At 43.6% G+C, this 21646-nt stretch carries 24 protein-coding genes and 1 pseudogene; 22 read left to right on the top strand and 3 right to left on the bottom strand.

Annotated features, from left to right (window positions below; all coding sequences use genetic code 11):
• The first annotated feature begins 3 nt into the window (after window positions 1-3).
• The 11 genes from C0979_RS06775 (at window position 4) to C0979_RS06725 (ending at window position 9016) form a co-directional block, all read left to right on the top strand.
• Window positions 4-936, top strand: coding sequence for a P-loop NTPase family protein (locus C0979_RS06775; protein ID WP_101695255.1), 933 nt, complete (start codon window positions 4-6; stop codon window positions 934-936).
• Window positions 933-2165: a TadA family conjugal transfer-associated ATPase gene (locus C0979_RS06770; protein ID WP_101695254.1), complete on the top strand. Its 1233-nt coding sequence runs from the start codon at window positions 933-935 to the stop codon at window positions 2163-2165. Before C0979_RS06775 ends, C0979_RS06770 begins: the two co-directional genes overlap by 4 nt.
• Window positions 2092-2847 (top strand): type II secretion system F family protein, encoded by a 756-nt coding sequence (locus tag C0979_RS06765; protein WP_101695253.1) that lies wholly within the window; start codon window positions 2092-2094, stop codon window positions 2845-2847. Before C0979_RS06770 ends, C0979_RS06765 begins: the two co-directional genes overlap by 74 nt.
• Before the next feature lie 5 nt (window positions 2848-2852).
• Window positions 2853-4055: a type II secretion system F family protein gene (locus tag C0979_RS06760; RefSeq protein ID WP_242962661.1), complete on the top strand. Its 1203-nt coding sequence runs from the start codon at window positions 2853-2855 to the stop codon at window positions 4053-4055.
• 54 nt (window positions 4056-4109) lie between these two features.
• A complete protein-coding gene (locus C0979_RS06755) occupies window positions 4110-4304 on the top strand; it encodes a Flp1 family type IVb pilin (RefSeq protein WP_101695252.1) in 195 nt (64 codons plus the stop codon).
• A 133-nt stretch (window positions 4305-4437) separates the two neighbouring features.
• The gene (locus tag C0979_RS06750; protein ID WP_242962660.1) at window positions 4438-5682 is read left to right on the top strand and encodes a DUF5702 domain-containing protein; all 1245 of its coding nucleotides are present in this window, start codon (window positions 4438-4440) and stop codon (window positions 5680-5682) included.
• An 83-nt stretch (window positions 5683-5765) separates the two neighbouring features.
• Window positions 5766-6578: a hypothetical protein gene (locus C0979_RS06745; protein ID WP_101695250.1), complete on the top strand. Its 813-nt coding sequence runs from the start codon at window positions 5766-5768 to the stop codon at window positions 6576-6578.
• Complete coding sequence (locus C0979_RS06740) at window positions 6566-6997, top strand: prepilin peptidase (RefSeq protein WP_101695249.1); 432 nt, start codon at window positions 6566-6568, stop codon at window positions 6995-6997. The genes C0979_RS06745 and C0979_RS06740 overlap by 13 nt, the downstream gene beginning before the upstream one ends.
• A 36-nt stretch (window positions 6998-7033) precedes the next feature.
• Window positions 7034-7453 carry a TadE family protein gene (locus C0979_RS06735; protein ID WP_101695248.1) on the top strand — a complete coding sequence of 140 codons (420 nt, stop codon included), beginning with the start codon at window positions 7034-7036 and terminating at the stop codon, window positions 7451-7453.
• Window positions 7454-7455: 2 nt separating this feature from the next.
• Window positions 7456-8205, top strand: a complete 750-nt coding sequence (locus C0979_RS06730) for a DUF6382 domain-containing protein (RefSeq protein ID WP_101695247.1) — start codon at window positions 7456-7458, stop codon at window positions 8203-8205.
• Between the two features lie 199 nt (window positions 8206-8404).
• Window positions 8405-9016, top strand: coding sequence for a rhomboid family intramembrane serine protease (locus C0979_RS06725; RefSeq protein ID WP_101695246.1), 612 nt, complete (start codon window positions 8405-8407; stop codon window positions 9014-9016).
• On the opposite strand, the gene C0979_RS06720 is transcribed toward C0979_RS06725, so the two are convergent.
• Window positions 8960-9727 (bottom strand): sensor histidine kinase, encoded by a 768-nt coding sequence (locus C0979_RS06720; RefSeq protein ID WP_101695245.1) that lies wholly within the window; start codon window positions 9725-9727, stop codon window positions 8960-8962. The genes C0979_RS06725 and C0979_RS06720 overlap by 57 nt on opposite strands.
• A gap of 95 nt (window positions 9728-9822) precedes the next feature.
• Between C0979_RS06720 and C0979_RS06715 the strand changes: the two are divergent.
• Both C0979_RS06715 and C0979_RS06710 read left to right on the top strand, forming a co-directional pair.
• Window positions 9823-10236 (top strand): annotated as a pseudogene (locus C0979_RS06715) (HIT family protein); the annotation flags it as partial.
• 51 nt (window positions 10237-10287) lie between these two features.
• On the top strand, window positions 10288-10848 hold the full coding sequence (locus tag C0979_RS06710) for an RNA polymerase sigma factor (protein WP_101695243.1): 561 nt from the start codon (window positions 10288-10290) through the stop codon (window positions 10846-10848).
• A gap of 58 nt (window positions 10849-10906) precedes the next feature.
• On the opposite strand, the gene C0979_RS06705 is transcribed toward C0979_RS06710, so the two are convergent.
• Window positions 10907-11971: an undecaprenyldiphospho-muramoylpentapeptide beta-N-acetylglucosaminyltransferase gene (locus C0979_RS06705; RefSeq protein ID WP_101695242.1), complete on the bottom strand. Its 1065-nt coding sequence runs from the start codon at window positions 11969-11971 to the stop codon at window positions 10907-10909.
• Between the two features lie 132 nt (window positions 11972-12103).
• Between C0979_RS06705 and C0979_RS06700 the strand changes: the two genes are divergently transcribed.
• Together C0979_RS06700 and C0979_RS06695 are read left to right on the top strand one after the other, a co-directional pair.
• Window positions 12104-13015 (top strand): DUF4367 domain-containing protein, encoded by a 912-nt coding sequence (locus C0979_RS06700; protein ID WP_101695241.1) that lies wholly within the window; start codon window positions 12104-12106, stop codon window positions 13013-13015.
• A gap of 73 nt (window positions 13016-13088) precedes the next feature.
• Window positions 13089-13550 carry a DUF6147 family protein gene (locus C0979_RS06695; protein ID WP_101695240.1) on the top strand — a complete coding sequence of 154 codons (462 nt, stop codon included), beginning with the start codon at window positions 13089-13091 and terminating at the stop codon, window positions 13548-13550.
• A 261-nt stretch (window positions 13551-13811) separates the two neighbouring features.
• Here the strand turns inward: C0979_RS06695 and C0979_RS06690 are convergent, their stop codons facing one another.
• Complete coding sequence (locus tag C0979_RS06690; RefSeq protein WP_101695239.1) at window positions 13812-14054, bottom strand: TIGR03905 family TSCPD domain-containing protein; 243 nt, start codon at window positions 14052-14054, stop codon at window positions 13812-13814.
• 458 nt (window positions 14055-14512) lie between these two features.
• Between C0979_RS06690 and C0979_RS06685 the strand changes: the two genes are divergently transcribed.
• The 7 genes from C0979_RS06685 to C0979_RS06655 all read left to right on the top strand — a co-directional run bounded on the left by C0979_RS06685 (window position 14513) and on the right by C0979_RS06655 (window position 21639).
• A complete protein-coding gene (locus tag C0979_RS06685; protein ID WP_101695238.1) occupies window positions 14513-15205 on the top strand; it encodes a 5'-methylthioadenosine/adenosylhomocysteine nucleosidase in 693 nt (230 codons plus the stop codon).
• 140 nt (window positions 15206-15345) lie between these two features.
• Window positions 15346-16302, top strand: a complete 957-nt coding sequence (locus C0979_RS06680) for a hypothetical protein (protein ID WP_101695237.1) — start codon at window positions 15346-15348, stop codon at window positions 16300-16302.
• Window positions 16303-16396: 94 nt separating this feature from the next.
• Entirely contained in the window at window positions 16397-17743 is a 1347-nt protein-coding gene (locus tag C0979_RS06675) for a glucose-6-phosphate isomerase (RefSeq protein ID WP_101695236.1), read from the top strand.
• On the top strand, window positions 17743-19167 hold the full coding sequence (locus tag C0979_RS06670; RefSeq protein WP_101695235.1) for an aminotransferase class I/II-fold pyridoxal phosphate-dependent enzyme: 1425 nt from the start codon (window positions 17743-17745) through the stop codon (window positions 19165-19167). Before C0979_RS06675 ends, C0979_RS06670 begins: the two co-directional genes overlap by 1 nt.
• Window positions 19160-19747: a nucleoside/nucleotide kinase family protein gene (locus C0979_RS06665; RefSeq protein WP_101695234.1), complete on the top strand. Its 588-nt coding sequence runs from the start codon at window positions 19160-19162 to the stop codon at window positions 19745-19747. The genes C0979_RS06670 and C0979_RS06665 overlap by 8 nt, the downstream gene beginning before the upstream one ends.
• Window positions 19734-20723 carry a DNA polymerase III subunit delta' gene (holB, locus tag C0979_RS06660; protein WP_101695233.1) on the top strand — a complete coding sequence of 330 codons (990 nt, stop codon included), beginning with the start codon at window positions 19734-19736 and terminating at the stop codon, window positions 20721-20723. Before C0979_RS06665 ends, holB begins: the two co-directional genes overlap by 14 nt.
• A 4-nt stretch (window positions 20724-20727) precedes the next feature.
• The gene (locus C0979_RS06655; RefSeq protein WP_101695232.1) at window positions 20728-21639 is read left to right on the top strand and encodes a PSP1 domain-containing protein; all 912 of its coding nucleotides are present in this window, start codon (window positions 20728-20730) and stop codon (window positions 21637-21639) included.
• Window positions 21640-21646 lie beyond the last annotated feature (7 nt).

Raw genomic sequence — 21646 nt, 5'->3', positions numbered from 1 at the left:
TATGTGGGAAGCAGGAATCTTGTAATCTGTGACAGGGAACAGGAATATGCGGCTGCCTTTGCCGCTTATTTGTTAAAAAAACAGGAGCTTGCATTACAGGTACAGGTGTGCCAGAGCCTGGAGCAAGTAAAGCGTATTCGGGAGAAAAGTGAAATTCAGGTATTGCTTCTTAGCGAGGATTATTCGGAAGAAGAGAGGAACTCTATCGATGCGGAACAGGTCTTTATCCTGACGGAGAGAGCTGGGGGAAGGCAGATAAGCCGAGAGGGAGCAGATTCCGCTTTGGAAATTTACCGCTATCAATCTGCAGAGATGATTTTGGCGGAGATTTTTGGGAAATGCAGTGAAAGAGAGGCATTTGACGGATTGTTTTTCACGAAGGTGCGGACGCAAAAAATGGAAATTATAGGAGTGTTTTCGCCTTGTCATCGATGTGGAAAGACAAGATATGCATTGGAACTGGGGAAGAAACTGGCGTCAGAGGCCAATGTGTTGTATCTGAATATGGAGGTTTACGGAGGGATAGGAGGTTATTTTTCAGAAGAAGGACCGACTATTGCAGACGCCTTGTATTACGCACGGCAGGAAAAACAGGATCTTGGGGTGATTCTGACAACGCTTGTGACGCATATGGGAGAGATGGATTATCTTCTTCCTGTAAAAGTATCGGAAGATCTGAAGGGAGTTACTGGGGAGGACTGGATTGATTTGCTGCGTCAGATTGCGCAGTGCGGACTTTATGATGTGTTGATTCTAGATCTAGATGAAGGGCTTCAGGAGGTGTATCAGATCTTAAGTTTCTGCACACAGGTACAGGTGATAGAGCTTTCGGATCCTGTGTCTCAGGCAAAATTGCTTCAGTTTGATCGGGAGCTTCATCTGCTGGGATACGAGGATGTCAGAAGGAAGCTGACCAGACAGGAGGGACACGCATGATTTTGGCGGAGCAGCTGCATGCCAGAATCCTGGAGGAACTGGATTTGACCAGAGAAATCGAAGATGAGGAGTTGACACAGCTGATTTATCGAGTGCTAAACGAGGCATCGCAGCAGGAGTATCTTCCGTTGGCACAGAAGACGGCGCTTGGGAAGGAATTATTTAATGCCTTTCGAAAGCTGGATCTTTTGGAAGAGTTTTTGGAAGATGATGAAATTACAGAGGTAATGATCAATGGAACAGAGGCGATTTTTTATGAACGAGGAGGCAGACTTTATCAGTCAGAAAAGCGGTTTTTATCTAGGGAAAAGTTAGAGGATGTAGTTCAGCAGATTGTGGCAGGCTCCAATCGTCTGGTGAATGAGGCATCCCCTATCGTGGATGCAAGGCTTCCGGATGGATCACGAGTGAATGTGGTGCTGGATCCGATTGCCATTAATGGTCCGATTGTTACGATTCGAAAATTTTCAAAAGAAGGGATTACCATGCAGCAGTTGATTGCTTGGAAGTCTATCAGTGAAGAGGTGTCCGATTTTCTAGCCATACTCGTGGCAGCCGGATACAACATCTTTATCAGTGGGGGAACCGGTTCTGGTAAAACCACTTTTCTCAATGCACTATCGCAATATATACCCAAGGATGAACGAATTATTACAATTGAAGACAATGCAGAACTGCAGATTCGGGATGTTCCGAATCTGGTACGTCTAGAGGCAAGAAATGCTAATGTAGAAGGAGGCGGAGCGGTCACCATCCGTGATCTTATTAAATCAGCTCTTCGGATGCGGCCAGATCGGATTATCGTCGGAGAAGTAAGATCGGCAGAGGCAATCGACATGCTGCAGGCGTTGAATACAGGGCATGATGGAAGCTTGAGCACGGGACATGCCAACAGTCCGGAAGATATGCTGAGCAGACTGGAGACGATGGTACTGATGGGTATGGACCTTCCACTTGCAGCGATTCAGAGACAGATTGCGTCTGGAGTGGACATCATTGTTCATTTAGGGAGACTGCGTGATAAGAGCAGAAAGGTTCTGGAAGTAACGGAAGTGCTGGAATACCGGGATGGGGAGATCATCCTGCATCCGCTTTATCGCTTTGAAGAGAGGGGCGAGAACGGAAATAGAATTGAGGGAGAATGGAGGAAGTGTTATGAAATGGAGCAAAAAGGCAAGCTGTTGGCAGCAGGATATTACCCGGAAGGAATTGGGGCTCATAATAATTAGATCGCTTGGCATTACGGGAGTGACGGCGTGGCTGTATTACCGATCCGTTTTTATGATTCTGCCGTTGATCCCGATGTTCGTCTGGCATATGAAGATGCTTGCAAAAGAACTGGAGAAGAAGAAGGAAACACAATTCCTCCTTCAGTTTAAGGAGGCGATTCAGGCAATCTCTTCTGCGCTTAACACCGGATACTCTGTAGAAAATGCTGTGCGTGAAGCAAAAAAGGAGCTGCAGCTGATCTATACGGAAGAAGATCGGATTTCCAAAGAATTGGCGGTGATGGTTCGGAAAATCAGACTGCAGATTCCAATCGAGCAGGTATTTCAGGAATTGGCGGACCAGGTACAGACAGAGGATGTCAGGAGCTTTGTAACGGTATTTGCCGCGGCGAAAAAAAGCGGTGGGGATATGATTGCTATTATCCGAAGTACCGTACAGCAGATAGGAGATAAGATCGACGTAAAGCGGGAGATTGATACTTTGCTGGCGGCAAAGAAATATGAATTCCGGGTAATGTCCGTGATTCCATATGGCATGATCGGCTATATGAATCTCAGCTTTTCGGAATTTATGGACGGGTTATATGGAAATGCATTGGGAATCGGGGTGATGTCAGGATGTCTGGCAATCTATTTAGGCGCATATTATCTGGGTTTCAAAATGATCGAAATAGAAGTTTAAGGGCAATGGCTGTAGGGCTTCTTATTATGGGAGGAACACTTCTGTTAGCTTGGGATTATCTTGCTTCGAGATCAGCGGAGGATGGAAAGATTGTCCGAAATGCATACGGAAGTGGAGAAAAGACAGAGCAGGTCATGGTGCAGAAAGAAGGTGAGAAACAGAGAATTCCTGTGAAGATTCAGATTGCAGAGCAGCAGTATTCCAAAGCGGAGGTTAAAGAGATGTTTGAGCGGGTCATCCGTCGGATGGATACCTTGATTTTGGGAGAAAATAAAAGTTTTGATCGTGTGGAACAGAACCTGAATCTTTTGGCAAAGGTGCCGGATGAACCGGTAGAAGTGACCTGGGAGCTGGATCGGTATGATGTGATGAATATCAAAGGAGAGATTCAGAAGCCAAAACTACGAGAAACAGGAACAGTTGTGAATATCAGTGCAGTGCTGACGTATACAGAAGATGAGACGAAGCAGGCGAGATACCAGTGTGCGGTTTGTGTATATCCTCAGAAGCTGACGAAAGAAGAAATGGAAAATCAGAGTATCGTCCGTGAAATTCAGCGAAAGGAAAAAGAGGAGCGGGAACATCCCTTTTTCTACTTGCCGGAAAAGGTGGGGGATCAGACATTGACTTATTACCGAAAAATGCAGGATCGAGGGTTAGTTCTGATTATTATGGGTGTGCTGGTCGGAATTCTTTTAAAAGCACTGGATAAGCAGAATCAGGAGAAGAAGATGGCAGAGCGTAAGAATCAGATGATTCTGGATTATCCAGATATTGTAAATAAATTGACCTTGTATATGGGAGCGGGAATGACGGTGAAGAGAGCATGGAAAAAGATTGCAGAGGATTACAAGAGGCTGCGGGACATTACGGGAATTAGATACGCGTATGAAGAAATGTGCAGCAGTTGCCATGAGATGGATAGTGGTGTGGCAGAATCGTCCTGTTATGAAAATTACGGGAGACGGTGTGATGTGCAGGCATATGTAAGATTAGGGGCATTGTTGTCTCAAAATCTTAGGAAGGGAACGAAAGGGTTAACACAGTTATTGAAAGCGGAAGCTTTGCAGGCGTTTGAAGATCGGAAAGCAAATGCCAGAAAGCGCGGAGAAGAAGCGGGAACGAAACTACTTTTGCCGATGTTTCTCATGCTGAGTGTGGTGTTGGTTATAGTGATTGTACCGGCATTTCTGTCCATGCAGATGTAGCAAAGAGGAAGGAAATAAAAGAATTTCAAGAACTTTAATGAAAGGAGAAGTCATATGTGGAAATGGAAGTTGAAATGGAGATTGGAAAGTCTGATAGAAGAGTTAAAAGATGACAAGGGAATCGGTGTTGTGGAAGTGATTTTGATTCTGGTGGTTTTAATCGGGCTGGTTATTATTTTTAAGTCGCAGCTTACAAGTCTAGTTCAGAATATTTTTGAGAAAATTACGAGTGAAAGTGCGGGCATCTAATATGAAGAGGTGTCAGTGCAGAGGGGAAGTAACGGCATATTTAAGCCTTATTTTTCTTTTGTTAATCACATTCGTTGCTGGGGTGATGGAGAGTGCTTCCATCCAGATGGCAAAGAATTACAGGAGAGCAGATATGAATCGTGCGATGGAATGTATGTTTGCTGAATATCAGAAAGAACTTTTGGAAGAATATGAAATATTTGCGATTGATGGAAGCTATGAGACAGGCCAGTATTCTGAAGAAAATCTTACAGATCGCCTGGAATTTTATGGGGCGGGAAATATGAAACATAAAATAGAAAGAATCCAGTTTCTCACAGACCATGGCTGCAGCCTTTTTTATGATCAGGTTGCAGCATACATGGAAGACTGGTATGGGATTGATGCGATGGAAGAGTTGGTGGGGCAGACGCCGCAGTGGGGACATCAGGAAGAAAAAGGAGAAGGGTATCTTGAAGAAGAGAGAAAACAAAATGAAGAGCTAGAGACTCTTCTCGGAGAACAGCAGGGGGAACTCCCAAGTGAGAATAATCCGATTGAACACGTGGGGAACCTTAAACAGTCGCAGGTGTTGAATCTGGTGATGCCAAAGGAGCGGCAAGTATCAGAAAAAGCGATCGCGTTGCAAGAAACGCCAGAGTTTCGTACCTTGAATCAAGGGTATGGAGAGTTCTCAGATGTTGCAGAAGAAACGGGAACGTTGTCTACATTGTTGTTTGGAGAGTACTTATTGGAACATTTCACGGCATATACGGATGAAGAGAGGTCTGGTGCATTGGAGTATGAATTGGAATATATCCTTGCTGGCAGGGAAAGTGATCAGGAGAATCTGGAACATGTTGTAAACAAGCTGATGTTGATTCGCTATGTGCCTAATTACGCGTATCTTCAGACGAACGCAGAAAAGAAAGCAGAGGCAAAGGCACTTGCACTTACTCTGTGTTCCCTTCTTGCGGTTCCGGCAATTACAGAGGCTGCGGCTCAGGTAATTCTGCTGTCCTGGGCGTATGGAGAGACTGTGATGGATCTAAGATCATTGCTTGGCGGCAGCCGGGTACCCTTGGTGAAGGATGATATGAGTTGGCAATTATCGCTGTCATCGCTGATGAGTCTGGGAACAGAAGAGGATATAAACGAAGGAAAGGACACGACAGGTGGAATGGATTATCGGGATTATCTGCGTATGCTGTTGTTTCTGGAAGGAAAAGAAGCAAGAGGGCTTCGGGCTCTTGGCATGATAGAACAGAATTTAAGAAAGAAAAGTGGGTTGACTTGGTTTAAGGTGGATCTGTGTGTTGGGCGTATGGAACTGTGGACGGAATGCAGACTGAGAAGAGAAATTCAGTATCGGTTTCCTACCTATTATGGATATCAGTAAAGAGGCGGATGCAGATGCCCTTCGGGCATCAATAGACATCCAGATTATGAAAAATATACGAAGAAAGGAGAAGGATTCGTACGATGAATAAAAAAATACTCCCCTCAAAAATAAGAAACCTCATCTATGCCGGGAGGGCATCTGCGTCCGCCTCTACTCCGGTTCTTTCCGGGAGCATTACTATTGAGGCAGCAGCTGCGGTTCCGCTATTCTTTTTAGCGGTGGTTAGCCTCTTGTACCTAATGGAAATGATGGCAATTGAGTGCGCCGTGCGATCGGGACTTCAGTATGCAGGTAAGTGTGCCATGGAAGATGTGGGGAGGGTAACGGGAATTAGACCTTCGGAGATAGAAAAGAATGTGGTTCATGCAATTGGAGCGGAGCGCTTAGCAAGAAGTGTTGTGGAAGGTGGAGACGCGGGAGTGGACTGCAGTGAATCCCGTCTGTCTGTGAGAACCGGGATTGGTGAACTGTCTGCATCGTATCAGGTAAGACTCCCTATTCCGATATTTGGGATCAAACCAGTTAAATATCGTGTGAAGATGAAAATTAAAACATGGACAGGATATGAGAAATCAGGATTTGGAACGAGCGAAGATGAAACTGTATATGTAACAGCAACAGGAATGGTATATCACAGAGATTATCATTGTACCTATCTAAATTTGTCAATTCATATGGTTTCAAAAGAAGAATTGGAAGGACTTCGCAATGATTCTGGAGGAAAATATTATCCTTGTGAATACTGCGGAGGTGGATGGGGAGGCGTGTATATTACAGACAGTGGAGATCGATATCACGGTTCGCTGTCATGCAGCGCTTTGAAAAGAACGGTGTACGCAGTTCCGCTGTCGGAGGCAGCAGGAAAGGGGGCATGTTCTAAATGTGGACAGTAAGCGAGCTGTTAATAGCAGCAATATTGGCAAGCCTTGCAATTGTGGATGTTCATTATCGAAAAATTCCGCTGGATATTTTGGTGTTAGCTGCGGTGGCGGCATTGATCAACCAGATTTTTATTGAAAAAGGAGATCCTCTTCTGATTTTGGGAGGCGTAGGTGTGGGAATCGCTTGTCTAGGGATTAGCAGACTTACCAGAGAAGGCGTAGGATATGGAGACAGTCTGGCAATTTTGATACTGGGAATTTGCCTAGGACTATGGAAACTCTTGGCGGTTCTGACAGTTACTTTTCTTATATTAGGGATTACGGCGATGGGGTGTCTTATTTGGGGAAAGCTGTCAAGAAAAAAGACACTTCCATTTTATCCGTTTTTAATGTGTGGATATATAGTCTGCGTCTGTGCAGAAAAGTTATAAAAGCCTGCAAAAGATAGAAAAGAAGGGAAAAGAAGAATGCGGAGTAAAAAAGGAAGTGGAAAGCGACGGAGAGTATCTGCCAGCTTTACAGTGGAAATGTCGGTTCTTATGCCCATGATTCTGTTCTTGGTTATGGGGTGTATACTGGCTGCATTTTATTACCATGACAAAAGTATTTTGTCTGGGGCGGCATATGAGACGGCTGTGGTCGGAAGTACGAAGATGAGAGAAAAGAATGGAATAAAGGAAGAAGAGTTGGAAGCACTTCTAAAAGAGCGCATCAGAGGAAAGTGTATCTTGATGACGGAAGTAAAAACATCTGTGGATATATCGAAGAAGGAAATCAGGATAAAGGCATCTGTTTCTCATGGAAAGATGCGTATAGAGGTTGTGAAAGCGGCAGCTGTTACAGAACCGGAAAAACAGATTCGGAAAAAAAGACGAATGGGAGGATAGGAATGGAGCGAAAAATTACCATAGAGGAAGAAGAGCTCTATCAGGAGGATTATCAAATTCGGATGTTGAAGATCAATCATCCGGAAGGATTGTTGGAGATTGGCGGGCGAGGAATGAATGGAAAAAGCTATTATGATTACAATGTCAGTGGAAAGATTTCTGTTAAGGCGATGTATGAGAGAGGGAAGATTGAAAATGGAGATATAAAAGAGTTTCTTGTGCAATTTAGAAGTGTTTTGAGAACGGTGGAGAAGTATCTTTTGAATATTCATTGTATCTTGCTGGATCCAGAATATATCTTTTATGAAGAAGACCATTTTTATTTTTGCTATTATCCGCCGGCCAGGCAGGATATATGGGAAGCTTTCCATGAATTAACAGAGTACCTGGTTCGCCAGGCAGATTACCAGGATTCGGAATGTGTTAGAATTGTGTTTTTACTTCATAAGGAAACTATGGAGGAGAATTACAGTCTAGATAAAATCGTTAATGAATGTTTGAAAAATATAGAAGAAGAGCCGGGTAGAAATTTGCGAAAGGAGACGTTGGAAGAAGTGATGAATGAGCCGATGGAACAAAGGACGGCATATGATACCAGAGAACATGACTGGATTACGGAGCAGGAAATGGGGAGTTCCATTTTGAAGGAGACGGAGAATTTGTGGACCCCTGTAAAGCGCTTTTTGAATAGACATAAAAAATCGAAGTGGGGAGATTGGGACGGGCTTTATATTGAAGAGGAAGAACTTTGAAAAAAGTGTATTTTGTTGCAGAAATATGGTATAATGATTACATTACATGCAATCCAAGCCGATCACTCGGCTTGCTGTCACATCCGTGACAGATAATACCCGGCAACCCACGGCTTGAAAAGTAAATACCCTTGCGGGTGCTTCCTTTTCTGCGCTCGTGGTATAATGATTGCCAAAGGGAAGGGAAAGACAGACTATTATGAAGAGACAAAAGATTCAGGCTCCTTGCGCAATTTTAATTATGCTGGCGAACGTAGTGGTTTTCCTGGCTCTTACAATGCAGGGGATGACAGAGAATGGTGGCTTTCTTCTGGAGCATGGGGCGATGTATCTGCCTTATGTGATAGAAGAACAACAATATTACAGGGTTTTCACCAGTATGTTTCTGCATTTTGGGTTTGAGCATTTGATGAATAATATGGTGATGCTGATGGTGATCGGCTGGAATTTAGAGATGGAAATCGGAACGATTCGTTTTTTGATCATATATTTGCTCAGCGGACTCGGAGGAAATCTAATGTCGGCGTGTTGGTCTTTGAAGATTGGTGAATATGCCATCTCTGCCGGAGCATCCGGAGCTATTTTTGGATTGATCGGCGCTCTTTTCTATGTGGCGCTTCGTAATCGCGGCAGAATTGGAAATATTACAGGCCGAGGAATCATTGTTCTGATTGTGCTCAGCCTGTATTTCGGTTATGCAAGCAGTGGAGTGGACAATATGGCACATATTGGTGGACTGGTAAGTGGATTTTTCCTAGGTGTTCTGCTGTATTGGAAGCGTGATCGTAAAGATGGTTCCATGCGTGTCTGATAAAGAGGACTGGTCGGTGGAACTGACACGGATCATTCCGCCATGCGCTTCTATAATCCGTCTGGTAATGGCAAGACCAAGACCGGTTCCAGAAGATTTTCTGGTGATAAAAGGTTCAAAGATTTTGTCAAGATCTTCAGAAGCAATTCTATCGCCGGTATTGGATATGGAGATGAGAAGCTGGCCATGCTCCATGTGTGCGTTCAAAGCAATTTCATGCCGGAGGGAAGAGGCAGATAAGACAGCATCTTTTGCGTTTCCTAAGATATTTAATAATGCCTGCCGAATCTTGAGAACATCAAGATTTAGTTTGGGAAGATTTGGCTCTATATATGAAGTAAATTGGATGTCTGTTTCGATCAGAGAAGATGCAAAAGACAGTGCCAGCGTTTTCAGCATGGTTTCCGGTGAAAGAAGAGAGAGCTCTAATCGTTCGCCGTTATTATAGCTGGAAAGTTCTTCTAACAGAAGTTTCATATATTCAATATCCTGACGCAGATGATCCCAGTGTGAAAACGTACACACTTCCGGATGCTGGGATTCTATCAGCTGAAGCGTACTGTAAACGAGTGTCAGAGGATTACGGATTTCGTGACTGATCGTGCTGATATCCATTCGATGGGTTTCCAAAAGCCGAGAAAGAAGTTCTTTTTTCTCAGGACTTTCTGTCATAATTTGTTGTAATTTGTCGTAGTCTGTCGAAGTTAACATAGTTATTACCGCCTTTCTAGGAGTAACAGTTTAGCATTGGCGGTGGAAATAATCAATCATAATTTTGTTATAAATTTTTTGGAAAGAAGGAGAGAAAAATGAGAGAAGAAAATTGTATTTTTTGCAAACTGGCAAATGGGGATATCCCAACTGCAACACTGTATGAGGATGATGATTTTCGAGTGATTTTGGATGCAAGTCCGGCATCAAAGGGACATGCATTGATTTTGCCGAAGGAACATTATGCAAATCTTTATGAACTAGATGATGAGGTAGCGGCAAAAGTTCTGGTTCTTGCGAAGAAAATGATTACGAAGCTTACAGATATTTTGGGATGTGACGGCTATAATATCGTGCAGAACAATGGAGAAGCGGCAGGACAGACGGTATTTCATTTCCATTTACATATGATTCCGAGATGGAAGGAAGACGGCGTAGGAATTGAATGGAAGATGGGAGAACTTACGGATGCCGATAAAGAAGAACTGGTAGCTGCTATGCACAGTTAACAGAAAGTAGAATGCACAAATAAAACAGGTTATAGATTGAAGGATGGACAAGTGAGAGTAGAGGGAACAGGAAGAAGCGCGTTTGCCTCAATTTATGAGAAATATTTTAAGCTGACATATAAGACGGCACTTCGTTACTCCGGAAATCATCATGCTGCAGAAGAATTGACACAGAGTGTATTTTTGAAATTGTATGTACATATGGAACATGCCAAAGTGGATGCGGTGAAGCCATGGCTTCTGCTGACAGTAAAATATATGGCATTGAATCAAGGAAGGGATAGAGCAAGAGAATATCTGACTGAAGATATGGAGTCTTCCGCAGATCTGTTTGAAGAAGCAGAGGAGCAAGATCCGCAGGAAATGTTTCTGAAAAAGATGCGTGAAAGGCAGTTTGGAAAACTGGTAGACGATATCTTCGCTGCGTTATATCGGAAAAGTCCAAGATGGTATGAGGCAGTTACGATTACATATGTGTTAGGCAAGCCACAGAAAGAGGTGGCAGAAGCGATGGGAATTACTCTGGAGGTGCTTCACAGTATGCTGTACCGGGCAAAGAACTGGATACGTAAAAATTACCGGGAAGAATACGACCGTTTAATTGATGCATAAAGGCAGGTGTCGGAGTGACACCTGCCTTTTATATCGTGTTGCAATTTGCAACAAAATGTTATTTTACCACAGATTCGATCAAGTCTATAATAGTATCGATAGAATTCTGCTGAGGAGATGATTTCATAGCGGCAATGTAAGTTTCGCGCTGATCATACAGTTTAGTAATCGCATTTAGAAGGACTTCTTTGCTGAGCTCTTCTTCTTCCAATACGACGCTGTAACCCTGACGTTCAAAAGATCTGGCATTTAAAATCTGGTCGCCTCGGCTTGCATTGGCAGATAATGGAATCAGAAGGTTTGGCTTGTGAAGCGCAAGCAACTCGCAGATGGCATTTGCACCAGCACGGGAAATTACGATATCAGTCAGTGCAAACAAATCTTTAAGTTCACTCTTAATATATTCAAATTGTGCGTATCCATTAAGCCCCTTCAAGGATTCATCAATCTTACCTTTACCGCAGAGATGAACTACCTGGAAATTCTTCAAAAGTTCTGGTAAAATGCCGCGCACAGCATCATTTACGGCAACGGATCCAAGACTTCCGCCAACGACCATGATTACCGGTTTGTCAGAAGTAAATCCAAGAAATTCTTTTGCTTTATAACGGTCGCCGGACAGGAGTTCCTGGCGGATCGGAGAGCCTGTGAGAACGGCTTTTCCTTCCGGTAAATGATCCAGTGTTTCCGGGAAATTACAGCAAACTTTGGTAGCAGATGACATGGACAGTTTATTGGCAAGCCCAGGAGTCATATCAGACTCGTGAATAATCGTTGGTACTTTGCGGCTTTTTCCGGCAAGAACAACAGGAACGGAGACAAAACCACCCTTGGAAAAAATAACATCAGGATCCAGGATTTTAACCAGCTTCCGGGCTTCGCCAACGCCTTTTATAACACGGAACGGATCGGTGAAATTCTGGAGACTGAAGTACCGACGGAGCTTTCCGGAAGAGATGCCGTGGTATGGAATCCCAAACTGTTCGATTAATTCCTTTTCGATGCCGTTATATGATCCGATATAGTGGATGTCATACTGTAATTCTTTCAGTCGTGGCAACAAGGCGATATTAGGTGTAACATGGCCGGCAGTACCGCCGCCAGTTAAGATAATGCGTTTCATATAGAACCTCCGAATTCTGTAATGTGTAAATGTGATATAAGAATATATGTTATAATTATATTATACGTTTACCGGAGAATAGGTCAAGAGGTTCAAAGGAAATAGGATTTGGGGAAATAGAGAGGTAAATGGATGGACAAAAATATAGATAAACAGGGACAAGACAAAATGAAGAAAGATCGCTTGGAACAAGATTTAAGAAATGCATATTTGGAACTTTCTGATATAGAAGAAAAATCTGTACGGCAGGATAAAACGCTGGAAGTTCCGGAAGGCGCAAAGGAAAGAGTACGTTTGAAAATGGAAGAGCAGATAGAAAAAATCCGCAGAGAAGAAGCATATACCCATCTGTCAGAAGAAGACCGTTATGCACTGGAGCTTGGTCGGAAGTTAATAAAGGAGAAAGAAAGTGCAGAGGCGGAAAAGGAAAAAGAGAAGGCAAAGAAGAAATTTGGCAGAAAGCGGCGCAGACGGATTGCGGCAATGGGAACAGTGGCAGCAGCTCTTGCATTGACAATTGGAATTACAGGTATCGGCGGGCCTGAGAGGGTGGTACAGTATGTTCAGCAGAAGGTTGGAAATCGTGTCGTAGAGAAGATAAATTCAGATGAGAGTAATTTGACAATTACAGAAGAAAATGAAGAAGAGGCATATCAGCTGTTGAGTGATGAGTTAGGGACGGAACCAGTGAGAGTGTTTGGCGGAAGTGAACAATTGAAATTTGATAGAATGGAGTATGACAAAGAACTTCAAGTAGCAGAACTTTATTATAATTTTGGGAACGAAGACACGATGATTTTTTTTGTCAACGCGTCTTATGGAATATCATCCTTTGGGATTGATGTGGAAGATTCTTTGACAGATACCTATAAGAAAAGGATAAATAATGAAGATATCGTGATAAAAGAATATACTACGCCTAAAAATAATAAAAGATATTTAGCAAGTTTTTACTATATGGGATTGGAATACTATATGCTTGGAACGATGGAAAAAGCAGATTTTGAAAAAACTTTAAATAATTTGAAATTTTTGTGGAAATAAGCGTCAGTTTTTCCAAAGTTATGTGTTTATATATATGAAAAGGTAATTTTATAAGATGCATGAGGAGGAAAAAATGAAGAAAAGAATATTATCAGCAGGATGTATCTTAGCGATTTGTCTGACACTAGGAATCCAGGTAAATGCAATGGATAACGAGATGATTGACGGATCAAAGCTCACACATCAAGATGAATCTGTTGGTTATACAGAACAAAAAACACGGGGAGAGTATTTGTTGACCGGATATTCTAAGTGTGTAAAAAGAGGTGATGGAAAACTCTATGCCGGAGGAACGACGATAGCTGTAAAAGAAGTCGAAAGTATTCAGGTAGCTGTAATGATTGAACGGGCGAAAAAGGGCGATGATTCTTGGACGTATTATGAAAGCTGGGAAAAAATCAATCATAACATGGACCGAGTGGGATCGAATCGTGCATTGACAGTGGAAGGTGGATACTATTATCGAGTGCGCAGTTACCATGCAGCTAACAGTGATGCAAGCAGTTCATATACCGACGGAATCTACATCGAATAATTTTTGAAAAGATCTTTTATATTCGGAAGGGCTATGGAAGCCCCTTGTTCTTAATAAAATGCAACTAAAAATTGCGACCTTACATATTTGATAACCGTAGCACCCACGATACGGGTGAAAAACCTGAACAGGGGCTTCCATAGCCCTTTCGGAGAAGTATAGATATGCCCATGAAAATAAATGGGCCCTCATCCATCAGATTAGCAGTCTGATTTATGGGGGTCCGTTTATTATTTTATTCGTTATTTTTCACGGGTTGTTTTATTGAGCAAGCGCCTGTTTTAATGCATGAGCCAGCTGGTCTGGACAGGACGTAGGTTTATTCCCGCAGGTAATTCCTTCGATTCGCTCAATAGCATCCTGAGCTTTCATACCAGTCACAAGACTTGCAATTCCTTTTAAATTTCCATTACATCCGCCGATAAATTCAACGTGTTTAATAATATCGTTTTCCAGTTCCAGTTTAATTAACTGAGAACAGACGCCATGTGGTTTGTAATCCATAATGTTTCTTCCTCCTTTGGGAAATTATCTTAATAAGTAAAGGCTGCCGGTGGCAATTCCAGTTTTGATTATAGCAAAGGTTTTCTTGAAATTCTATCTTTTATTTTTGAAGATGCCCGTGGTATAATGATTGCATTACATGCAATCCAAGCCGACTTGTCGGCTTGTTGCCACATTCGTGCCAGATTATCCCAGGCGATCCACGGCTTGAAAAGAAAATACCCTTACGGGTGCTTCCTTTTCTGCGCACGTGGTATAATGGTTGCATTAGCAGTATTTTCTTAGATATCTCTGGCTGCAACATATTTTTGGTATCATGCAGATCTAAATTTCAATCTATTTTTTCAAAAATGTATGCTTTATCCAAATACCAGACAGGAGTTTTCGAGTATAGAAGAAACTGCTTGTAGAAGTTGATTTGTAAATCAGAGAATAGATTAAACGAGGAGGAGAAACCGATGATAGGAATTATTGGAGCAATGGAAGACGAAGTGGAGACACTCAAAGCGGATATGGAGATTGAGGAAGTGATTACGAAAGCTTCTATGACTTTTTGCAAGGGCCGCCTGGAAGGTCAGGAGGTTGTCATTGTAAGGAGTGGAATTGGAAAGGTTAATGCGGGGATCTGCGCGCAGATTTTGGTCGATTGTTTCCATGTGGATCGACTGATCAATACAGGAATTGCAGGCTCTTTGGATGCGAGAATTGATATCGGGGATATAGTGATTTCGACAGATGCACTGCACCATGATATGGACGCAACAGAATTTGGCGATCCAAGAGGACAGGTTCCGCGAATGGATGTGCTGTCCTTTCCGGCGGATATGGAACTGGTACAGAAGGCAGTGCAGGCAAATGAGACGGCGAATCCAGATATTCATACCTTTACAGGACGAGTGGCAAGTGGGGATCAGTTTGTGGCATCGGCAGAGGTAAAACAGCAGATTGTGGAGAACTTCCACCCGCTGTGTGTAGAAATGGAAGGAGCAGGAATTGCTCAGGCAGCATACCTTAATAAAATTTCGTATGTCATTATTCGTGCCATATCGGACAAAGCCGACAACAGTGCAGTTATGGATTATCCAGCCTTTGAAAAGAAGGCAATCAGCCATAGTGTAAGGCTTGTCAAAGAATTAATGAAATTATTGTAGTGCGCAAGTGACTGACCGGGGAGGAAAAGACGCCCCGATTTGACAGGATTTTCTGTGGAGACGTCGGAATCTGTAGAACGCTTTTTGAACACTCCTTTTGTATTTTCAGTATAATATTAGGCAAAAGGAGGGCTTTTAAGATGTTGGAAATGATGTTGGAAAGCCACGCGTTATACGTGGCAATGGGGATTTTGGCGGCGGTAGGAATTCTGAGTAAGTGTATGGTGAATGTTACCCTGAAACGACTGGTGCGTGCATCGGGCAGTATGAGCAAGAGTAACCACCCGCTGATGCGTTTGGTTCGCGCGAAGTTTGAACATGCTTGTATGATCAGTGACACGGTGGGAAATGTGGATGTGTTTGTGGACAAGTATTTGTTTGAATACAAGGTCGCAGGAGTGCGGCTTCACAGTCTGCGCAGAATGGAAAAGGCAGCGGCGGGAGCCTGTATCGTTGTCGGTATTCTGGGATCCGTTCTCTGGTATAGCACCTTTGGCATGGGGGAAGCGGTTCTGAAGCTGGCTGGAGTAGGTGCGGCGCTTGGAATCTTTGTGTATCTGTTTCATTTGACCACCGATGAGGAATACCGTCTTGAGGCGATTCACAATTATATGGTGGACTATTTGGAAAATGTGTGTCTGCATAAATATGAGAAGAATCGGCAGCGAGCAGAGCAGCCAAGGGTTTTGCAGAATGTAGAAAGCGTAGAGGCGGTGAAGGAGCCGGAGGCGCCACAGATGACGGAAGAGGCTATGCATCAGTCAGAGATGCTGCAGATGGCGGCAGAGGCTGTCAAGGAGTCAGAAGCGGTGAAGAAGTCAGAGACTCCACAGATAAAAGCAGAAGTTGTGAAGGAGTCGGAGGCACTGCAGGTGACGAAAGAGACCGTGAAGCAGCCAGAGGCGCTGAAGGTGACGGAAGAGACCATGAAGGAGCCGGAGGCGCCACAGATAAAAACAGAAGTTGTGAAGGAGTCAGAGACATTGCGGACAGCGAAAGAGGATGAAGTTACGGAAGGCAAACAATTGATCCGGACGCCGGAACCGATGCCTCGAGAGGTACTGATCCGTCAGATTCTGGAAGAATTTATGGCATAGGAAGCATCCGCGTTATGGGCTTGATTCTGTAGTTCTGATTTGTTAGAATGGAAACGTACATATTGACAGATAAAGATGGAGGGAAAGAAGCACTATGAACAAAGTGACATTTGACTATTCAAAGGCAAAAGCTTTTATTTCAGATCATGAAATGGTATCCATGAAGAAGATTGCAGAGCAGGCAAAGGCAGAACTGCTTGGAAGAGAAGGGGCAGGAAATGATTTCCTTGGATGGATTGATCTGCCGGTTGATTATGATAAAGAGGAGTTTGCTCGTATTCAGAAATCTGCTGCAAAGATTCAGGAAGATTCAGAGGTGCTGTTAGTGATTGGCATTGGTGGTTCTTATCTGGGAGCGAGAGCAGCAATCGAGTTCCTGCGTCATAATTTTTATAATATGGTTCCAAGAGAGGTTCGAAAGACTCCTGAGATCTACTATGTGGGGAATAGTATCAGCAGCACCTATTTAAAACATCTGATGGATGTGATTGGGGATCGTGATTTCTCAGTAAATATTATTTCCAAGTCCGGTACTACAACAGAGCCGGCAATTGCATTCCGTATCTTTAAGGAAATGCTGGAGAAAAAATATGGAAAAGAAGAAGCAGCGAAGAGAATTTATGCAACAACGGACAAAGAAAGAGGTGCACTGAAGAATCTTGCAACAGAAGAAGGATATGAGACTTTTGTTGTTCCGGATGATGTAGGAGGACGTTTCTCCGTATTGACAGCTGTAGGACTTCTGCCAATCGCAGTCAGTGGGGCAGATATTCAGAAACTGATGGACGGAGCGGCAGCAGCAAGAGAACGTGCGCTGAACGATCCATTTGAACAGAATGATGCTGTTTTATATGCGGCAGTGCGCAACATTCTTCACAGAAAAGGAAAGAGCGTGGAGATTCTGGCCAATTATGAGCCAAGCCTTCACTATGTATCCGAGTGGTGGAAACAGTTATACGGAGAGAGCGAAGGAAAAGATCAGAAGGGAATCTTCCCGGCATCTGTAGACCTTACGACAGACTTACATTCTATGGGTCAGTTTATTCAGGACGGAAGCCGTATCATGTTTGAGACGGTTATGAATGTAGAAGAATCTTCAGAAGAAATTGTGATTCAGGAAGAGGAAGTTGATCTGGACGGACTGAATTACCTTGCAGGAAAGACGGTTGATTTCGTTAACAAGAGCGCTATGAATGGAACGATGCTTGCGCATACCGATGGAAATGTTCCGAACTTAATGGTAAATATTCCAAGACAGGATGAATTTTCTTTGGGAGAACTGTTCTACTTCTTCGAGTTTGCAACGGGTGTCAGCGGATATATTTCCGGAGTAAACCCATTCAATCAGCCGGGTGTGGAGAGCTATAAGAAAAACATGTTCGCACTCCTTGGAAAACCGGGCTTTGAAAAAGAAAGAGAAGAATTGTTGAAGAGATTATAATGGGCACGATATATGAAAAGTTAAGCGCCTATAGTCAGTCAGATTATTATGGATTTCATATGCCGGGGCATAAACGGCATCTCGTAGAAGAGATGCCGGATCTTCCGTATCATCTGGATATTACAGAAATTGAAGGGTTTGATGATCTGCATCATGCGCAGGATCTTCTGCTGGAAGCACAAGAACGGGCGGCGGATCTTTATGGAGCAGAGGAAACCCATTATCTGATTAACGGAAGTACGGCAGGCATTTTAAGCGCCATAGCAGGCGTAACCAGAAAAGGAGATACCATACTTGTGGCAAGAAATTGCCACAAGTCTGTGTATCATGCAATATATATGAATGAATTAAATCCGGTGTATTTGTATCCCGGCTTTGATTCAGATCTTCAGTTGAATACGACGATTTCTGCGGAAGATGTGAGACGGGCATTGGAAGAACATCCGACAATTTGTGCGGTGGTCATCGTTTCACCGACATATGACGGGGTAGTGTCCGACGTAGAAGCAGTGGCAGAGGCGGCTCATGAAAGGGGGATTCCATTGATTGTGGATGAAGCTCATGGGGCGCATTTTGGTTTTCATCCCTATTTTCCGGAAAATGCCAATGCAAAAGGGGCGGACATTGTGATTCACAGCCTGCATAAGACACTGCCGGCGCCGACACAGACGGCGCTGATCCATCTGAATGGATCATTGGTGGATCGTACAAGAGTAAAGAATTACATTCATATGCTGCAGACAAGCAGCCCATCGTATCTTCTAATGGCTGGAATTGACGGTTGTGTAGAGCTTCTTCGGGAGAAGGGAGCAGGCCTTTTTGACAGCTACGCAGAACGACTTAAGATTTTGCGAAGAGAACTGGAGCAGTGCCGCTATATTCAGTTGGCAAAGACGCGGCAGTTTGATCCCTCTAAGCTGGTACTTTCTGTTTGTGGAACAGGAATGAGTGGAAGGGAACTTTATTTTAAATTGTTAAAGCAATACCATTTACAGCTTGAGATGGCGGCGGGGACTTATGCGCTTGCGATGACATCTATTTTTGATTCGGAAGAAGGTTATTCTCGTCTGGTACGGGCAGTGAAAGAGATTGATGAAGAGCTTTTTGAAATGTGTACGCAGGATAAGTATACGCTGATAGAGAGCGGGCAGAAGGTGGAAGTTCCGAAACCGGAAGTAGTTCTAAGAAGCTGGGAGTTGACGGATATTCCAATCGAGAGGCGAAAGCGCCAAAGCTGGAAAGACAGTGTTGGAGCGGTGGCTTTGGAATATGCTTATCTGTACCCGCCGGGAATTCCGGTGTTGGTGCCGGGAGAAAGAATTTCACAGGACGCGGCGGATGTGTTACAATGGTATCAGGACTTGGGATTTTCCCTGGAAGGTCCGAAAGAAGAAGGGCAGATAGAGGTCTTTATTGATGGGTAAGATATATTATATGATGGGCAAAAGTTCTTCCGGCAAGGATACACTGTTTCGGGAAATCCTGGAGGAGATGCCGCAGTTAAAGACAGTTACACTTTATACAACCCGCCCCATGCGGGAGGGCGAGCAGGATGGAGTGGAATACTTTTTTGTTGCGGAGGACACATTACAATCATATGAAAAGCAGGGAAAGGTAATTGAGCAGCGTGCTTATGAGACGGTACATGGAATCTGGCGTTATGCAACGGTGGATGATGGACAGGCAGATCTTAAACATAAGGATTATCTGATGATTGGGACGCTGGAGTCTTACGAGAAGATGCGAAGTTACTACGGAGAAGAACGAATCGTTCCCATTTATATTGAGGTAGAAGATGGGGAACGACTGATGCGGGCGCTTAAGCGGGAACGGCAGCAGGAGACGCCCAGGTATGCGGAGATGTGCAGAAGATTTCTGGCGGATACGCAGGATTTCTCCGAACAGAACCTACAGCGGCTTGGAATTACCAGGCGTTATGTGAATCAGGATAAGCAGCAATGCAGGAAAGAAATAATAGAGGATATACGATATGGGAAGCTTTAAAGATGTGGTAGGACACAAAGATATTATCAAATATATCAGAAATGCGGTAAACGAGGATCAAGTATCACACGCTTATATTTTAAATGGACAGAGAGGATCGGGGAAGAAATTACTGGCCAGTCTCTTTGCCATGACCCTTCTGTGTGAGAAGGGAGGACCGGATCCGTGTAATGAATGCCATTCCTGTCGTCAGGCGGACAGCGGCAATCACCCGGATATTATCCGTGTGACCCATGAAAAACCGAATACGATCAGTGTGGACGATATTCGCGAGCAGGTGAATAATACCATTATGATTAAGCCATATCAGGGACCGTATAAAATCTATATTATTGATCATGCCGATTTGATGACTGTGCAGGCACAGAATGCATTGCTGAAAACCATCGAAGAGCCGCCGGCATATGCAGTGATACTGTTGCTTACTGAGAATGCGGATATTCTGCTTCCGACGATTAATTCCAGATGTGTGATGCTGAAGCTTCGGAACATTCGGGATACATTGATTCGGAAATATCTGATGGAAAAGATGGAAGTGCCGGATTACAAGGCCGATATGTGTACCGCGTTTGCGCAGGGCAACTTAGGACGTGCCATTATGCTTGCGAATTCTGAGCATTTTAATGAAATCCGTGAAGAAGCGGTTCAGCTTTTGAAATATATTCACGAGATGGAATTAAGCGAGATCTTAAAAGCGGTTACGCAGATTACAGCATATAAATTAGAAATTACAGATTATTTGGATATTATTATGATCTGGTACCGGGATGTTCTGCTTTATAAGGCAACAAAAGATGTAGACAAAGTGGTATTTAAAGATCAGATGAAATCGATCAGAGAACAGGCAAAGAAGAGCTCATATGAAGGAATTGAGACGATTTTGGAAAGTCTGGAGAAGGCAAAATCCAGATTGAAAGCAAATGTCAATTTTGAGCTGGTAATGGAGCTTTTGTTTCTGACAATAAAGGAGAATTAACGGTATGATAAAAGTAATAGGAGTAAGGTTTCGTCCGGCGGGCAAGATTTATTTTTTCGCTCCGGGGAAATATCAGGTGAGTCCGGGAGATAAAGTTATCGTAGAGACGGCAAGAGGAGTGGAATTTGGTTCGGTTGTCACCGGACCAAAGGATGTGGACGAAGAAAAGATTACACAGCCTTTGAAATCTGTGATACGTGTTGCGACACCGGATGATATCCGAAAGGAAGAGAAGAACAGAGAAAAGGAAAAAGAAGCATTTTCCATCTGTCTGGAGAAGATCCGCAAGCATGGGCTGGAAATGAAGCTGATTGACGCAGAGTATACGTTTGACAACAATAAAGTGCTGTTCTATTTTACGGCGGATGGTAGAATCGATTTCCGGGAGCTGGTAAAAGACTTGGCAAGTGTATTCCGCACCAGAATTGAACTGAGACAGATCGGTGTACGCGATGAGACGAAGATCCGCGGAGGAATCGGAATCTGCGGAAGACCGTTGTGCTGTCACACGTATTTGTCAGAATTTGCACCGGTTTCTATTAAGATGGCCAAGGAGCAGAATCTGTCGCTGAATCCATCTAAGATTTCCGGAGTCTGTGGAAGACTGATGTGTTGTCTGACGAATGAAGAGGAGACATACGAGGAATTGAATAGTCACCTTCCATCGAATGGCGATCATGTCACAACACCGGAAGGTCTTCGCGGGGACGTACAGTCGGTTAACGTGCTTCGTCAGCTGGTTAAGGTCATTGTGACGTTAGATAATGATGAAAAAGAAATCCGTGAGTACAAGGCATCTGAATTGAAATTCAAGCCGAGACGCCGGAAGAAAGACGTAAAGCTGTCCAAGGAAGAGCTGGCACAGCTTAAGAATTTAGAAGAAAAGAACGGCATATCAAAGCTGGATGATGAATAGGAAGATG

It is taken from the genome of Dorea phocaeensis (assembly GCF_900240315.1).
Classification (GTDB): Bacteria; Bacillota; Clostridia; order Lachnospirales; family Lachnospiraceae; genus Dorea_B; species Dorea_B phocaeensis.
Note: the sequence above shows the minus strand (reverse complement) of the source record. Positions and strands in the feature narration are given on the sequence as shown.

Coding starts and splice junctions, on each gene's coding strand:
- C0979_RS06770 (WP_101695254.1), top strand. CDS start 933: ATGATTTTGGCGGAGCAGCTGCATGCCAGAATCCTGGAGGAACTGGAT.
- C0979_RS06765 (WP_101695253.1), top strand. CDS start 2,092: ATGAAATGGAGCAAAAAGGCAAGCTGTTGGCAGCAGGATATTACCCGG.
- C0979_RS06760 (WP_242962661.1), top strand. CDS start 2,853: ATGGCTGTAGGGCTTCTTATTATGGGAGGAACACTTCTGTTAGCTTGG.
- C0979_RS06755 (WP_101695252.1), top strand. CDS start 4,110: ATGTGGAAATGGAAGTTGAAATGGAGATTGGAAAGTCTGATAGAAGAG.
- C0979_RS06750 (WP_242962660.1), top strand. CDS start 4,438: ATGAATCGTGCGATGGAATGTATGTTTGCTGAATATCAGAAAGAACTT.
- C0979_RS06745 (WP_101695250.1), top strand. CDS start 5,766: ATGAATAAAAAAATACTCCCCTCAAAAATAAGAAACCTCATCTATGCC.
- C0979_RS06740 (WP_101695249.1), top strand. CDS start 6,566: ATGTGGACAGTAAGCGAGCTGTTAATAGCAGCAATATTGGCAAGCCTT.
- C0979_RS06735 (WP_101695248.1), top strand. CDS start 7,034: ATGCGGAGTAAAAAAGGAAGTGGAAAGCGACGGAGAGTATCTGCCAGC.
- C0979_RS06730 (WP_101695247.1), top strand. CDS start 7,456: ATGGAGCGAAAAATTACCATAGAGGAAGAAGAGCTCTATCAGGAGGAT.
- C0979_RS06725 (WP_101695246.1), top strand. CDS start 8,405: ATGAAGAGACAAAAGATTCAGGCTCCTTGCGCAATTTTAATTATGCTG.
- C0979_RS06720 (WP_101695245.1), bottom strand. CDS start 9,727: ATGTTAACTTCGACAGACTACGACAAATTACAACAAATTATGACAGAA.
- C0979_RS06705 (WP_101695242.1), bottom strand. CDS start 11,971: ATGAAACGCATTATCTTAACTGGCGGCGGTACTGCCGGCCATGTTACA.
- C0979_RS06700 (WP_101695241.1), top strand. CDS start 12,104: ATGGACAAAAATATAGATAAACAGGGACAAGACAAAATGAAGAAAGAT.
- C0979_RS06695 (WP_101695240.1), top strand. CDS start 13,089: ATGAAGAAAAGAATATTATCAGCAGGATGTATCTTAGCGATTTGTCTG.
- C0979_RS06690 (WP_101695239.1), bottom strand. CDS start 14,054: ATGGATTACAAACCACATGGCGTCTGTTCTCAGTTAATTAAACTGGAA.
- C0979_RS06685 (WP_101695238.1), top strand. CDS start 14,513: ATGATAGGAATTATTGGAGCAATGGAAGACGAAGTGGAGACACTCAAA.
- C0979_RS06680 (WP_101695237.1), top strand. CDS start 15,346: ATGTTGGAAATGATGTTGGAAAGCCACGCGTTATACGTGGCAATGGGG.
- C0979_RS06675 (WP_101695236.1), top strand. CDS start 16,397: ATGAACAAAGTGACATTTGACTATTCAAAGGCAAAAGCTTTTATTTCA.
- C0979_RS06670 (WP_101695235.1), top strand. CDS start 17,743: ATGGGCACGATATATGAAAAGTTAAGCGCCTATAGTCAGTCAGATTAT.
- C0979_RS06665 (WP_101695234.1), top strand. CDS start 19,160: ATGGGTAAGATATATTATATGATGGGCAAAAGTTCTTCCGGCAAGGAT.
- holB (WP_101695233.1), top strand. CDS start 19,734: ATGGGAAGCTTTAAAGATGTGGTAGGACACAAAGATATTATCAAATAT.
- C0979_RS06655 (WP_101695232.1), top strand. CDS start 20,728: ATGATAAAAGTAATAGGAGTAAGGTTTCGTCCGGCGGGCAAGATTTAT.